Here is a 13,282-nt window from a genome sequence, read left to right on the forward strand (position 1 = left end):
ATTGCTTATTCAGCAGCAGCTTCAGCCTTCACAGTGATCGAGCCGCCGGCAGCTTTGATCGCTTCGATCGCAGCCGAGGAAGCACCGGTCACATTCAGCTTAACGGCGGATTTGATCTCGCCTTTGTTCAGGATGCGGATGCCGTCGCGCTTATGCGAGGTCAGGCCAGCTGCAACCAGCGCGTCTTCGTTCAGCTCAGCCGAGAGGTCGAGCTTGCCGAGAGCGGCGAATTTCTCGATCAGGCCGAGGTTGATGACTGCGAATTCTTTGCGGTTCGGCTTCGAGAAGCCGCGCTTCGGCAGACGACGGTAGAGCGGCATCTGGCCGCCTTCGTAGCCACCCAGTGCAACGCCCGAACGCGATTTCTGACCTTTGATACCACGGCCAGCGGTTTTACCTTTGCCCGAACCCGGGCCACGTGCGACGCGGCGCTGTTTCTTGGCGGCGCCGGCGTTATCGCGCAGTTCATTAAGTTTCATGTCGCATACTCCTGGCCGGAACTGCCCCACCTGCGACGGACAGGGCAAACACGGCATATGAATGTGAATCGTGGTCTGAGGCCACCCCGGGCCTATAGGCCATTCCCCCGAGCCTGGCAAGGCCGCAGCCGCCGCTGCAGCCGCATGACAGGAACGGGTCCGTAGCGGGTCAATGCCGCGCGGCTACTCCGCCGCAGGCGGGCCGAATTCCGGGCTGAGCGCCTCAAACTGCATCAGATAGCCAAGGCTCAGATCCCGGCCCCAGCGATTGAGCAGCAGCTCACCATCGACAAAGCTCAGGGAAGCCACCGGATATTGCCGCCGCACCCCGGATTTCTCTTCCCAGAGCTCGACCACAGCGCCTTTCTTACGGGCAGGCCCGGGCTGCAGCTGGAACAGTTTCGGATCGGCGCTGTCAGCCACGGCCGAAAGGATGGCGAGAACCTCATAATAATCGCTGATCTTCTCGCGCCTGAACTGGCAGATCCCCTCCAGCCCACCCAGCCCGAGCACCGCAGCCCCGGCTGCCATCCCCACCGCCGGGCCCGAGACCACCGTCCCGCCTGCCCCCAGAAGCTGGGCGCCGATCGAAAGCGCCGAGGCATTGCTCAGCACCGCACCAAGCGCCGACTGACCGCTGCGGGAATCGACGAGGGTAAAAAAGTCGGGCTGGCTGCGCGTCATCGCCCGCAAGGCCGAAAGATCGGTCGCCGCCGCGGCCAGCGCCGGGGCGCGGGCGGCAATCACTTCGGAGAGCCGGTGATCACACAGGCTCGCCCGGGCCGGCAAAGCGGCGAGAACCAGCAAAGACAGGCTGAGAGCAGTGAGGCGACGCATCATTCAGACACCGGCGAAATCATCAGGAAGCTGCGGCTGCAGGCTATAGCGGGAAAGCGGTGAAAGAGAAGCCAGGCCCGGTGCCAGCCCGCTCACATTTGCGCCAGCCGGTCCGTTGCCCGAGGCGTCAGGCCTGGCGTTTCAGTGGCAATGCACCCGCCCCTCAGAATTATCCATATGACAGCACTGCCCGGCGGGAGAGCTTTTGCGGCAGCCCCCGCCACGGGCCAGCGCATCCGCGGCAGGAAGGGCAAAAGACAGGGTCAGGGCAAGAATGAAAAGACACAGCAGGGCCAAAGCGAAATATCCTGAAGAAAGAATTAAGAATGTTTATCATCCTTAACTCCCCTGCCCCGAGGTCAAGGAAATTCTGGCGGCCTCGCAGCATAAGCCTGCGGGCGGTGCCAGGCTGCAAAAGCAAAAAGCCCCGGATTGCTCCGGGGCTTTTATCATAATGCCGAGAGGCTCAGCCGCGCTCTTCGATGATCTTCACAAGATGCGAGATCTTGTTGACCATGCCACGAACCGAAGGGGTATCTTCCAGCTCACGGGTGCGGTTCATCTTGTTCAGGCCCAGACCTTTGAGGGTCGCGGTCTGAACAGCCGGGCGGCGGTTAGCCGAAGCAACTTGCTTCACAACGATGGTTTTCTTCGACATAGGTCTCAGGCCTCCGCTGCTTCAGTTTCGGGCTTCTTCAGGATCTCAGCCACTTTCTTGCCGCGACGAGCAGCAACCGAACGCGGCGAGGCTTCCTTCTTCAGGCCCTCGAAGGTTGCACGGATCATGTTATAGGGGTTCTGCGAGCCGAGCGACTTCGCAACAACGTCCTGGATCCCGAGCATTTCGAACACGGCACGCATCGGACCACCGGCGATGATACCGGTACCCGCAGCAGCGGTCCGCATCACAACGCGGCCTGCGCCGTGACGGCCTTCCATGTCGTGATGCAGGGTGCGGGCGTCTTTCAGCTGCACACGGATCATCTGACGCTTGGCCTGCTCGGTGGCCTTACGGACGGCCTCCGGCACTTCTTTCGCTTTACCCTTGCCGAAGCCGACGCGACCACGCTGGTCACCAACGACGACGAGAGCTGCGAAACCGAAGCGCTTGCCGCCCTTAACGGTTTTCGAAACGCGGTTAATCGCGACCAGACGATCGGCGAATTCCGGGGTCTCTTCGCGCTGGTCGCGACGACCCCCGCGGTTTTCACGTTCTGCCATGAGGCATTCCTTATCGTGACGGCGCGCTCAGGCGCCTTGATTGACCAATCCTGGTGAGCTGCCCCGAGGGGCACACTCCCGGATCATCGGGATGGCTGAGAGCCCGAAGGCCCGCAGCCATCCGCAGGATCAGAACTTCAGGCCACCTTCGCGGGCGGCATCGGCAAGTGCTTTGATCTTGCCATGGAAGACGAAGCCCCCACGGTCGAAATAGCACTCTTCGAAGCCGGCTGCTTTGGCGCGTTCCGCGATGGCTGCACCGACTTTCGCCGCTGCTTCCACGTTGTTCTTGCCATAGATGCCAAGTTCTTTTTCCATCGACGAAGCTGCTGCGAGGGTCACGCCCTTCACATCGTCGATCAGCTGAACGCTGATGTTTTTCGACGAGCGATGGACCGACAGACGCAGACGGCCAGCCGAGGTTGCCTTGATTTTGTTCCGGGTGCGCAGGCGGCGCTTCTGGAACAGCTCTCTTTTCGTCAAAGCCATTTTTACGCCCCTTACTTCTTCTTGCCTTCCTTGCGGAAGACGAACTCGCCCTTATAGCGGATGCCTTTGCCCTTATAGGGCTCCGGACGACGCCATTCGCGGATGTTCGCTGCCACCTGGCCGACTTCCTGCTGATCGATGCCCTCGACGACGATCTCGGTGTTCTTCGGAACGGTCACAGTGACCCCCTTCGGAACTTCGAAATTCACTTCATGCGAGAAGCCGAGCGAAAGCTTCAGGATATTGCCGGCAATCGCTGCACGATAACCAACGCCCTGAATTTCCATCTCTTTCTTGAAGCCGGTGCTGACACCGGTCACAAGATTTTCGATCATCGAACGCGACATGCCCCATTCCGAACGCGCAATTTTGGAAAGGCCACGCGGGGTGATCTTCACAGCATTGTCTTCGATCGCGAGGGTGACATTGTCGCCAGCGGTGAAGGAGCGGGTCCCTTTCGGGCCTTTGACTTCGATGGTCTGGCCGGAGACCGACGCGGTAACGCCTTTCACCAGTTCGACGGGTTTCTTGCCAATACGAGACATTAAACCCTCCTCAGAAGACGGTGCAAAGCACTTCGCCGCCAACATTGGCTGCGCGTGCATTTGCATCCGACAGAACGCCCTTCGGGGTCGAGACGATCGCGACGCCGAGGCCATTACGGACCGAGGGAAGCTGCTCAACGCCCATGTACACACGACGGCCGGGCTTGGACACGCGCTTGAGTTCGCGGATCACAGGCTCGCCTTCATAGTACTTCAGGCTGATGGTGAATTCGCCCTGACCATTGCTGGTCGAAGCTTTTTCATAGCCACGGATATAGCCTTCAGCGAGCAGCACGTCGAGGACGCGGGCGCGAAGGGTCGAGGCCGGGGTGATAACCGTGGACTTGCCGCGCAGCGACGAGTTACGGATACGGGTCAGCATATCGCCGATGGGATCATTCACAGGCATTCGTGGTGCTCCCTTACCAGCTCGACTTAACCATGCCCGGGATCTGGCCGAACGAGGCCAGATCACGCAGCATGATCCGGGACAGTTTAAGCTTACGGTAGTAAGCATGCGGACGACCCGTCAGCTGGCAACGGTTGTGCAGGCGCACAGCCGAGGAGTTGCGGGGCATCTCAGCCAGTTTCAGAGTCGCCGCAAAGCGCTCTTCAATCGGCTTCTCTTGGTCATTGATAACCGCCTTGAGTGCAGCGCGCTTGGATGCATGTTGTGCAACCAGCTTTTCGCGCTTCACTTCGCGGTTCACCATGGATTTCTTAGCCATAGATCAGGTTCCCTCGCGATCAGGCCGAGAACGGCATGTTGAAGTGCTTCAGGAGCGACTTCGCTTCCGCATCGGTCTTGGCGTTCGTGCAGATGATGATGTCCATACCCAGAACCTCATCGACTTTGTCGAATTCGATTTCCGGGAAAACGATGTGCTCTTTCAAGCCCATGGCATAGTTGCCATTGCCGTCGAACGAGGTGCCTTTCACGCCGCGGAAGTCGCGGACGCGCGGCAGAGCCACGTTGATCAGACGATCGAGGAATTCATACATCTTGTCGCCGCGAAGGGTGACCTTGGTGCCAAGAGGCATTTCTTCACGGACACGGAAGCCGGCGATCGACTTCTTTGCCTTGGTGATGACAGTCTTCTGGCCAGCGATCAGTGCGAGCTCCTCGGAGGCCTGTTTGACCTTCTTGGTGTCTTTCACTGCTTCGCCAACGCCCATATTCAGGACGATTTTTTCCAGGCGCGGGATCTGCATGTCGTTTTTGTAGGAGTATTCCTCCTTCATCGCGGCACGGATCGCACCCTTGTACTCTGCCTTGAGGCGCGGGGTATAATCCGACATCAGATAGCCTCCCCGGTGGTCTTGGCGTAACGTACTTTCTTATCGCCTTCCATGCGGAAGCCGACGCGGGTCGCTTTACCATTCGCATCCAGCAGCGCGAGGTTCGACAGGTCGATCGGCATCGCTTTCGCGATACGGCCGCCCTGCGACGCAGCGGATTGCTTGGTGTGACGGATTGCCATGTTCAGGCCATCGACCACAGCTTTGCCGGCTTTCGGAGCAACCGAGGTGATCTCACCCTGTTTGCCTTTGTCCTTGCCGGTCAGAATGACGACAGTGTCGCCTTTTTTCAGCTTAGCAGCCATATCACAGCACCTCCGGCGCCAGCGAGATGATCTTCATGAAGTTCTTCGCGCGCAGCTCACGAACCACCGGCCCGAAGATACGGGTACCGACCGGCTCACCCTGGTTGTTCAGGATAACGGCAGCATTGCGGTCGAAACGGATGGCAGTGCCATCTTCACGACGAACTTCTTTCGCGGTGCGAACGACAACGGCCTTACGGACGTCACCCTTCTTAACGCGACCCTTAGGAATCGCCTCCTTGACCGACACCACGATGATGTCGCCCACGGATGCGTAGCGGCGGTGCGAACCGCCCAGAACCTTGATGCACTGAACTCGGCGTGCGCCGGAGTTATCAGCTACATCCAGATTGGTCTGCATCTGGATCATTTGGTTTCTCCCGACCTTCGGAGACAGCTGATCAGCACTGCCCCGGGGTTTCGCTCAGTAAACACTGGCGATGAGGGAGGCTTGAGGGGTTACCTCAGGCCTCCACCACCACAGTCCAGCGTTTGGTTTTCGAGATCGGTGCACATTCCTGAATACGGACGGTGTCGCCAACCTTGAATTTGTTTTCCGCGTCATGCGCACGGTACTTCTTCGACTTACGAACAGTCTTCTGAAGCAGCGGGTGCTTAAAGCGGCGCTCAACGAGAACGGTGATGGTCTGCTCGTTTTTGTCCGAGGTCACAACACCTGACAGGATACGCTTGGGCATCGTTCAGATCCTTACTTCGCAGCTTCAGCGGCTTTTTGGCCGAGAACGGTTTTGATACGGGCCACATCGCGGCGCACAGTGCGCATGCGAGCGGTGTTCTCGAGCTGGTTGGTCGCTTGCTGGAAGCGCAGATTGAACGCTTCCTTTTTCAGTGCAACGAGCTGGTCGCGCAGCTGATCGGGGGTCTGACCCCGGAGTTCCTTGGCGCTCATTCGCCTTGTCCTTTTACATTCACCAGGGGGCCCCCGATTTATGGGCGGGGTTACCGTTGATCTGGTGGATCAATGAAACATCAACGAATCCGAGTCACCCCGGAGTCGCGGATGGCTTGCCTTACAGGAGGGGGGGGCCGGGGGCAAGCGAAATCCCCTTTTTATAAAGGCCGGATCCGCCACCTGCCCCTTTTGCCTCAGCGGTGCCGGTCCAGCAGCGCCGGGGTCAGCGAGACCTCGCGCACCCCCTCGGTCTGGCCCAGCAGATCGACCAGGCCCTGAGGGAAAGAGACCGGCTTGCGCTTGGTGATCATCGCCTCGTAGCGTCGCATGCCGCTGGCGCCGTCGAGCCGGTAGCCGATCGGGCCGCAGCCCAGCCCCTGCCCGGCCAGGATCTCTTTCAGCCGCGCCGCATCCATATGCGCCTCCGGCGTCACTTCCAGCTTCAGCCTGGCGAAGGGCGCCGGCGGGGCAAAGCGCTGCGAGATCCTGAGCAGCACCAGCACCAGCACGGCGCAGAAAGTGCCGATCACGCCGAGCTCAATCATCCCGGTGCCAAAGACGATGCCAAGCGCCGCCGTCAGCCAGAGCGAGGCGGCGGTGGTCAACCCGCGCACCGAGGCGCCCTCGCGGAAGATCACCCCGGCGCCGAGGAAGCCGACCCCGGTCAGAATGGCATGCGGCATCCGCGCCATATCGGTGACCATATTCATGCCGGCGGGAAAATTGGCATACCATTCATTCAGCCGCAGCCCGAGCAGCGTCATCAGCGCGGCAGCAAAGCACAGCAGGGCATGGGTGCGGATCCCGGCCGGTTTGCGGTTCAGCTCGCGCTCGATCCCGATCGAGGCCCCCGCCGCCAGACTGCAGAGCAGCGGCAGCATCACATCATAATCCTGCAGGGCCATCAGTAAACTGTCGAAGGTCATGCGCGTTACTCCGGCTGGGGGCAGAGCCGCCTGACGCGGCCCGCAAGGCAGCGAGGTTCTCCCGCTGCCCCTGGTTCCGCAAGCCTGCAAACGACGCAGGCGCGGCCAGGAAAGACATCCCCGCCCCCTCCGGCAGGGCGCGGCGCAAAGAAAAACCCCCGGCGCGGAGGCGCCGGGGGTTTCAAGATTAAGGATGCGAAAGACTTACCAGTCTTCGCGGGCCACGACGCGGGTGGTGACCGGCAGCTTCATCGAGCCAAGACGCAGGGCTTCACGTGCGATCTCTTCGGAAACACCGTCGATTTCGAACATGATACGGCCCGGCTTCACTTTGCAGGCCCAGAAGTCGACAGAGCCTTTACCCGAACCCATCCGGACCTCGGTCGGCTTTGCCGAAACCGGGGTATCCGGGAAGATACGGATCCAGACACGGCCCTGACGCTTCATGTAGCGGGTGATCGCGCGGCGGGCCGCTTCGATCTGCCGCGCCGTGACGCGCTCGGGCTGGGTCGATTTCAGCGCGAAGGAACCGAAGTTCAGGGTGGAGCCGCCTTTGGCTTCACCGTGAATACGGCCTTTGTGCATCTTGCGGAATTTAGTGCGCTTCGGTTGCAGCATTCTCTTCTACTCCTCAGGCGCGCTCACGGTCGCCACGCTCACGGCGCGGACCGCGGGGTGCCGGAGCATCCGCTGCCTCTGCCAGGCGACGATCATGGGCTTGCGGATCATGCTCGAGGATCTCACCTTTGAAGATCCAGACCTTCACACCGATGATCCCGTAGGGGGTTTCGGCTTCGGACAGAGCATAGTCGATGTCAGCACGCAGGGTGTGCAGCGGCACGCGGCCTTCACGGTACCATTCGGTACGCGCGATTTCAGCACCGCCCAGACGGCCGGAGACGTTCACACGGATGCCAAGCGCGCCCATGCGCATCGCGTTCTGCACGCCACGCTTCATCGCGCGACGGAACGAAACGCGACGCTCCATCTGCTGCGCGATCGACTCGGCCACCAGCTGCGCATCGACTTCCGGCTTGCGGACTTCGACGATGTTCAGGTGCAGTTCCGAGGCGGTGAAAGCAGCGAGCTTCTTGCGAAGGGTCTCGATGTCTGCGCCTTTTTTGCCGATGATCACACCCGGACGCGCCGAGTAAATGGTCACGCGGCACTTACGGTGCGGACGCTCGATGATCACTTTCGAGATGCCAGCCTGTTTGGCTTCTTTGTGGATGAAAGCGCGGATACGCAGGTCTTCCAGCAGCAGGTCGCCGAAGTCTTTCGACTCAGCAAACCAGCGGCTGTCCCAGGTGCGGTTGACCTGGAGGCGCATGCCAATCGGATTGACCTTCTGTCCCATTATGCCGACTCCCCGGTCTGACGCACCTTGATGGTGATTTCGCTGAACGGCTTCATGATTTTGCCGAAGCGACCACGTGCCCGCGGACGGCCACGCTTCATCACCAGGTTCTTGCCGCACCAGGCTTCAGCCACGATCAGATTGTCAACGTCGAGACCATGGTTGTTCTCAGCGTTTGCAATAGCCGATTGCAGCACCTTTTTGACTTCGCCAGCGATACGACGCTTGGAGAAGGTCAGGTCAGCAAGGGCCTTGTCGACTTTCTTACCGCGGATCAGACCAGCCACGAGGTTCAGCTTCTGCGGCGACGTGCGCAGCATACGGCAGACCGCCATAGCCTCATTGTCCGCCACGCGGCGCGGATTCTTTTCCTTACCCATGGCTTACTTCCTCTTGGCTTTTTTGTCAGCCGCGTGACCGTAATAGGTCCGGGTCGGCGAATATTCACCGAACTTCTGGCCGATCATTTCCTCGGTCACATTAACCGGGACATGCTTTTTACCATTGTAAACGCCGAACGTCAGACCGACGAACTGCGGCAGGATGGTGGAGCGACGCGACCAGATCTTGATCACTTCGTTCTTGCCCGATGCCTTCGAGACTTCTGCCTTTTTCAGGACATAGCCATCGACGAACGGGCCTTTCCAGACGGAACGTGCCATGGATTAGCGCCCCTTCTTCTTGGCGTGACGCGACCGGACAATATACTTGTCAGTGGTCGAATTGGTGCGGGTACGTGCACCCTTGGTGGGCTTGCCCCACGGGGTGACCGGGTGACGACCACCCGACGTACGGCCCTCACCACCACCATGCGGGTGATCGATCGGGTTCATGGAAACACCGCGGACGGTCGGGCGGATGCCTTTATGGCGCATACGACCGGCTTTACCGAAGTTCTGGTTCGAGTTGTCGGGGTTCGACACGGCACCGATGGTGGCCATGCATTCCTGACGCACCAGACGCAGCTCGCCCGACGAAAGGCGGATCTGTGCGTAGGAGCCGTCACGACCGACGAACTGAGCATAGGTGCCTGCAGCGCGTGCCAGCTGGCCGCCCTTGCCTGCCTTCAGTTCCACGTTGTGGACGATGGTACCGATCGGCATGCCCGAGAAAGGCATTGCGTTACCGGGCTTCACGTCAACCTTGGCACCAGCGACGATCTGGTCGCCGATGGCGAGACGCTGCGGAGCCAGGATATAGGCCTGCTCGCCGTCTGCATAGCGTACAAGGGCGATGAAGCCCGTACGGTTGGGGTCGTATTCGATCCGCTCAACGGTCGCTGCGACATCCCATTTTGCGCGCTTGAAATCCACCACGCGGTAGAGGCGCTTTGCACCACCGCCCTGGTGGCGCATGGTGATCCGTCCGGTATTGTTGCGGCCGCCGTGCTTGTGCAGACCCTCAGTGAGGGCTTTTACAGGACGGCCTTTCCACAGCTCCGAGCGGTCGATCAGAACCAGCCCGCGCTGGCCTGGCGTCGTAGGTTTATAAGACCTGAGTGCCATGTTCTCTGTCTTCCGTTTGCTTCAGGGCCATAATTGCTGCCTCGGGTCTTGCGACAGTGCGGCGGCTTTTCGGCCCGGGGTTAAGGGCTCCGAAGATCCCCGGCTTAAGACCTCCTCCATCCCGAAAGACGGATTCGGACAAAACCAAAGAACCCCGGACGAATCCGGGGTCTCTGGAATGGAGCGGCAGTAGCAGATGGATCAGGGGGCGGCAACAGCAGAAACGCTTATTTCCTGAGAGTTCCGGCCTTTTGCCACCCAGGCCACTCACTTTGCCGCCGGGCGGTCGTAATAGAGCTCTTCGGTTGCCGCATCATAGCGGATCAGTCCCGAGGCTGCGGGATCAGGCTTGCCGCTGCGCACCGCAACCTCGCCGGTATCGGTGGCATAGATATATCCGATGGTATCGAGATCGGGATTGGTCTGTTCAAACACCCCGAGGAAAGCCCCCTCGCGCCAGACCGCAATCCGGCCATCCTCATAATGACAGCGGCCCTCGCCGAGATGGGTCGCCCCTTCGGCATAGCTGACCAGCTCAAACCCCTGAAACTCAGCTTCGCCGGTGACAATCCAGTCGTCCGCAGCCAGAAGCAGGGCCGGTTCGGACATATCCTGGCTGGCCGGGAAACAGGGAGTCTCTTCCAGGATACCGCGCGGATTGTCGGTCATCGTCTCGGGAGCGCCAACCGCGATTTCGGGCGAGGCCGAGCTGACAATATAGGCCGAGGCCGTTACCGGCAGGATCATCACAGCCGCGGCAGCAATCAGGGGGGTAAATTTCATCCGTTCAGATCCTCAGGGTGATAAAATGAAAACAGCTCCGGCGCAGCCGGGACGCCTGCCCGCCCTTTGTTCCCCGCCCCGGCGGCCGAGGCAAGCCAGGGAAGTCCCTACCCCCGCCCCCGGCAGTCTTCGGCGCAGAGCCGTTCCGGCAAGGCCCCGCGGCAAATGAAAAGCCCCCGCAGAAGGATCTGCAGGGGCTTTCCGAAAGATATCAAAGTCGGATCAGAGACCGGTCGACACGTCGATGGTCTGACCTTCTTCGAGGGTCACATAGGCCTTTTTCAGGTCCGAGCGCTCGCCGACGCGACCGCGGAACCGCTTGACCTTACCTTTGGTGATGGTGGTGTTAACCGCCTTCACCTTCACACCGAAGACAGCCTCAACGGCTTCTTTGATCTGCGGCTTGGTCGAGTCCATCGCAACCTGGAAAACCACTGCACCATGCTCCGAGGCCATAGTGGCTTTCTCGGTGATGATCGGCTTACGGATCACGTCGTAATGTTCGGGCTTCACGGTCATTTCAGGCGAGCCTCCAGAGCTTCGATACCTGCCTTGGTGATCACCAGGGTGTCACGCTTCAGGATATCATAGACGTTTGCGCCCATGGTCGGCAGCACGTCCAGTCCGGTGATGTTGCGGGCAGCCAGTGCGAAATTCGCATCGACCACGGCGCCATCGATCACCAGAACGCGCTTCCAGCCACGCTCTGCCACGGTTTTAGCCAGAGCAGCGGTTTTCGCTTCGGCCAGCGCGATGCTGTCGATGATAACCAGCTCGCCGGCTTTCGCCTTGGCCGAGAGTGCATGACGCAGACCCAGAGCACGGAACTTTTTCGGCAGGTCATGGGCATGGCTGCGCGACTGCGGGCCTTTGGCCACACCACCGTGACGGAAGATCGGTGCTTTCTTGGAACCGTGACGTGCGCCACCGGTGCCCTTCTGGCGGTAGATCTTCTTGGTCGAGTAGGACACTTCACCACGGGTCAGCGTGGAATGGGTGCCTGCCTGCGACTTGGCGCGCTGCCAGCGGACCACACGATGCAGGATGTCTGCGCGCGGCTCGAGGCCGAACAGCGCTTCGTCCAGATCGATCGAGCCGGCTGCGGCGCCGTCGAGTTTGATCATGTCAAGTTTCATGCTTCACCTCCTTCGACTGCTTCCACAGCCGGAGCAGCAGCACCTGCAGCTTTGATAGCGGCCGGACGCGGAGCATCTGCGAACGGAGCTTTCTTCACGGCATCCTTGATGGTGACCCAGCCACCGGCCGAACCGGGGACAGCGCCTTTAACCAGGATGAGGCCGCGCTCTGCATCGGTCTTGACGACCTGCAGGTTCTGCGTGGTGACGCGGACGGCACCCATGTGACCTGCCATCTTTTTGCCTTTGAACACCTTACCGGGGTCCTGGCACTGGCCGGTCGAACCATGCGAACGGTGCGAGATCGACACACCGTGCGATGCGCGAAGACCACCGAAGTTGTGGCGCTTCATCGCACCGGCAAAGCCTTTACCGATCGAGGTGCCGGCGATGTCGACGAACTGGCCTGCGAGATAGTGCTCAGCCGAGATTTCGGCGCCCACTTCGATCAGGTTGTCAGCCGAAACGCGGAACTCAACCAGCTTGCGCTTCGGGGCAACATTCGCCTTGGCGAAATGGCCACGCTGTGCTGCGGTGGTGCGGTTCACTTTTGCAGTGCCAGCGCCGAGCTGAACGGCGGTATAGCCGTCGGTCTCGACCGTGCGCTGCGCGACGACCTGGAGGGCGTCAAGCTGCAGAACCGTGACCGGAACCTGCTTGCCGTCTTCCAGGAACAGCCGGGTCATGCCCAGCTTCTTAGCGATAATACCGGAACGCATGTGTTTCGCTCCCCTTACACTTTAATCTCGACATCCACGCCAGCGGCGAGGTCGAGCTTCATCAGCGCATCCACGGTCTGGGGGGTCGGATTAACGATGTCGAGAAGACGCTTATGCGTACGGATTTCCCACTGGTCGCGCGACTTCTTGTCGATGTGCGGACCACGGAGAACCGTGAATTTCTCAATTTTGTTCGGCAGCGGGATGGGACCGCGGACTTCTGCACCCGTGCGCTTGGCCGTGGAAACGATTTCCTGGGTGCTGGCATCCAGCACGCGGTAATCGAAGGCCTTGAGGCGGATGCGAATGGTCTGACCTTGCATTGCTTCTTCCTTCGGAACGTCATGATGCAGCCAGGATGGCGCATCCGATAGGTTCACATTGTTAACGGTCTTATCTCGGGATGGACCAAAAGCAAGGCCACCCGAAGAATCAGGCGTGCGGCATCAAAAGAGGCCGCGCGCCGCTTTGGCACCAAACACCTGCAAAAGCAAGCGCTGCTGCGACAGTCTGGCAGGATTAGACGCATTTTTACAGGCGCCCCCTGCCCCGCCCTGCTCCCGCCCGGTTCCGGTGCAGATCCGGCGCGGCGCAGGCAACGGAAAAGGGCCGCCCCCGTCGGAGCGGCCCTTCCCCTGTTTTCCGTCAGCGCCGCTGCAGCAGCGCTTTCAGATCACTTGATGATTTTCGCCACGACGCCTGCACCAACGGTGCGGCCGCCTTCACGGATAGCGAAGCGCAGCTTCTCTTCCATGGCGATCGGTGCGA

25 protein-coding genes are annotated in these 13,282 nt (G+C 60.3%); all 25 read right to left on the minus strand.

The genetic code is table 11. The features are described from left to right. Positions 1 to 5 precede the first annotated feature (5 nt). Positions 6 to 479: a 50S ribosomal protein L15 gene (gene rplO / locus H0485_RS16425; RefSeq protein WP_226937040.1), complete on the minus strand. Its 474-nt coding sequence runs from the start codon at positions 477 to 479 to the stop codon at positions 6 to 8. A 183-nt stretch (positions 480 to 662) separates the two neighbouring features. Next, entirely contained in the window at positions 663 to 1,319 is a 657-nt protein-coding gene (locus H0485_RS16430; protein WP_226937041.1) for a hypothetical protein, read from the minus strand. 463 nt (positions 1,320 to 1,782) lie between these two features. Beyond that, a complete protein-coding gene (rpmD, locus tag H0485_RS16435) occupies positions 1,783 to 1,974 on the minus strand; it encodes a 50S ribosomal protein L30 (protein ID WP_226937042.1) in 192 nt (63 codons plus the stop codon). A gap of 5 nt (positions 1,975 to 1,979) precedes the next feature. Beyond that, positions 1,980 to 2,537 (minus strand): 30S ribosomal protein S5, encoded by a 558-nt coding sequence (gene rpsE / locus H0485_RS16440; RefSeq protein ID WP_226937043.1) that lies wholly within the window; start codon positions 2,535 to 2,537, stop codon positions 1,980 to 1,982. Positions 2,538 to 2,666: 129 nt separating this feature from the next. Continuing rightward, the gene (gene rplR, locus H0485_RS16445; protein WP_226937044.1) at positions 2,667 to 3,026 is read right to left on the minus strand and encodes a 50S ribosomal protein L18; all 360 of its coding nucleotides are present in this window, start codon (positions 3,024 to 3,026) and stop codon (positions 2,667 to 2,669) included. An 11-nt stretch (positions 3,027 to 3,037) separates the two neighbouring features. Next, positions 3,038 to 3,571, minus strand: a complete 534-nt coding sequence (rplF, locus tag H0485_RS16450) for a 50S ribosomal protein L6 (protein WP_226937045.1) — start codon at positions 3,569 to 3,571, stop codon at positions 3,038 to 3,040. 10 nt (positions 3,572 to 3,581) lie between these two features. Further along, the gene (rpsH, locus tag H0485_RS16455; protein ID WP_226937046.1) at positions 3,582 to 3,980 is read right to left on the minus strand and encodes a 30S ribosomal protein S8; all 399 of its coding nucleotides are present in this window, start codon (positions 3,978 to 3,980) and stop codon (positions 3,582 to 3,584) included. A gap of 13 nt (positions 3,981 to 3,993) precedes the next feature. Further along, positions 3,994 to 4,299 carry a 30S ribosomal protein S14 gene (gene rpsN / locus H0485_RS16460; protein WP_226937047.1) on the minus strand — a complete coding sequence of 102 codons (306 nt, stop codon included), beginning with the start codon at positions 4,297 to 4,299 and terminating at the stop codon, positions 3,994 to 3,996. A 19-nt stretch (positions 4,300 to 4,318) separates the two neighbouring features. Continuing rightward, positions 4,319 to 4,870 (minus strand): 50S ribosomal protein L5, encoded by a 552-nt coding sequence (rplE, locus tag H0485_RS16465; RefSeq protein WP_226937048.1) that lies wholly within the window; start codon positions 4,868 to 4,870, stop codon positions 4,319 to 4,321. Further along, entirely contained in the window at positions 4,870 to 5,175 is a 306-nt protein-coding gene (gene rplX, locus H0485_RS16470) for a 50S ribosomal protein L24 (protein WP_226937049.1), read from the minus strand. Before rplX ends, rplE begins: the two co-directional genes overlap by 1 nt. A 1-nt stretch (position 5,176) precedes the next feature. Beyond that, positions 5,177 to 5,545 (minus strand): 50S ribosomal protein L14, encoded by a 369-nt coding sequence (gene rplN / locus H0485_RS16475; RefSeq protein WP_013066055.1) that lies wholly within the window; start codon positions 5,543 to 5,545, stop codon positions 5,177 to 5,179. Positions 5,546 to 5,639: 94 nt separating this feature from the next. Next, positions 5,640 to 5,873, minus strand: a complete 234-nt coding sequence (gene rpsQ / locus H0485_RS16480; RefSeq protein WP_226937050.1) for a 30S ribosomal protein S17 — start codon at positions 5,871 to 5,873, stop codon at positions 5,640 to 5,642. 11 nt (positions 5,874 to 5,884) lie between these two features. Continuing rightward, a complete protein-coding gene (gene rpmC / locus H0485_RS16485; protein WP_226937051.1) occupies positions 5,885 to 6,085 on the minus strand; it encodes a 50S ribosomal protein L29 in 201 nt (66 codons plus the stop codon). 197 nt (positions 6,086 to 6,282) lie between these two features. After that, entirely contained in the window at positions 6,283 to 7,014 is a 732-nt protein-coding gene (locus H0485_RS16490; RefSeq protein ID WP_226937052.1) for an MgtC/SapB family protein, read from the minus strand. Positions 7,015 to 7,218: 204 nt separating this feature from the next. Next, entirely contained in the window at positions 7,219 to 7,632 is a 414-nt protein-coding gene (gene rplP, locus H0485_RS16495; RefSeq protein ID WP_226937053.1) for a 50S ribosomal protein L16, read from the minus strand. A gap of 13 nt (positions 7,633 to 7,645) precedes the next feature. Next, a complete protein-coding gene (rpsC, locus tag H0485_RS16500; RefSeq protein ID WP_226937054.1) occupies positions 7,646 to 8,371 on the minus strand; it encodes a 30S ribosomal protein S3 in 726 nt (241 codons plus the stop codon). Continuing rightward, on the minus strand, positions 8,371 to 8,751 hold the full coding sequence (gene rplV, locus H0485_RS16505) for a 50S ribosomal protein L22 (protein ID WP_226937055.1): 381 nt from the start codon (positions 8,749 to 8,751) through the stop codon (positions 8,371 to 8,373). Before rplV ends, rpsC begins: the two co-directional genes overlap by 1 nt. Positions 8,752 to 8,754: 3 nt before the next feature. Continuing rightward, positions 8,755 to 9,033 (minus strand): 30S ribosomal protein S19, encoded by a 279-nt coding sequence (gene rpsS / locus H0485_RS16510; protein ID WP_226937056.1) that lies wholly within the window; start codon positions 9,031 to 9,033, stop codon positions 8,755 to 8,757. Positions 9,034 to 9,036: 3 nt separating this feature from the next. Then, complete coding sequence (gene rplB, locus H0485_RS16515) at positions 9,037 to 9,876, minus strand: 50S ribosomal protein L2 (protein ID WP_226937057.1); 840 nt, start codon at positions 9,874 to 9,876, stop codon at positions 9,037 to 9,039. A gap of 267 nt (positions 9,877 to 10,143) precedes the next feature. Continuing rightward, a complete protein-coding gene (locus tag H0485_RS16520; protein ID WP_226937058.1) occupies positions 10,144 to 10,659 on the minus strand; it encodes a hypothetical protein in 516 nt (171 codons plus the stop codon). 222 nt (positions 10,660 to 10,881) lie between these two features. Continuing rightward, complete coding sequence (locus H0485_RS16525; RefSeq protein WP_226937059.1) at positions 10,882 to 11,178, minus strand: 50S ribosomal protein L23; 297 nt, start codon at positions 11,176 to 11,178, stop codon at positions 10,882 to 10,884. Further along, positions 11,175 to 11,795 (minus strand): 50S ribosomal protein L4, encoded by a 621-nt coding sequence (rplD, locus tag H0485_RS16530; RefSeq protein ID WP_226937060.1) that lies wholly within the window; start codon positions 11,793 to 11,795, stop codon positions 11,175 to 11,177. The genes H0485_RS16525 and rplD overlap by 4 nt, the downstream gene beginning before the upstream one ends. Next, complete coding sequence (rplC, locus tag H0485_RS16535) at positions 11,792 to 12,514, minus strand: 50S ribosomal protein L3 (protein WP_226937061.1); 723 nt, start codon at positions 12,512 to 12,514, stop codon at positions 11,792 to 11,794. Before rplC ends, rplD begins: the two co-directional genes overlap by 4 nt. Before the next feature lie 14 nt (positions 12,515 to 12,528). After that, entirely contained in the window at positions 12,529 to 12,837 is a 309-nt protein-coding gene (gene rpsJ / locus H0485_RS16540) for a 30S ribosomal protein S10 (RefSeq protein WP_092899250.1), read from the minus strand. 350 nt (positions 12,838 to 13,187) lie between these two features. Beyond that, on the minus strand, positions 13,188 to 13,282 hold a 95-nt coding region (locus tag H0485_RS16545; protein ID WP_226935189.1), incomplete at its 5' end, for an EF-Tu C-terminal domain-related protein.

Origin of the sequence: Pseudogemmobacter faecipullorum, from assembly GCF_020539525.1 — a bacterium.
Lineage (GTDB): Bacteria > Pseudomonadota > Alphaproteobacteria > Rhodobacterales > Rhodobacteraceae > Pseudogemmobacter > Pseudogemmobacter faecipullorum.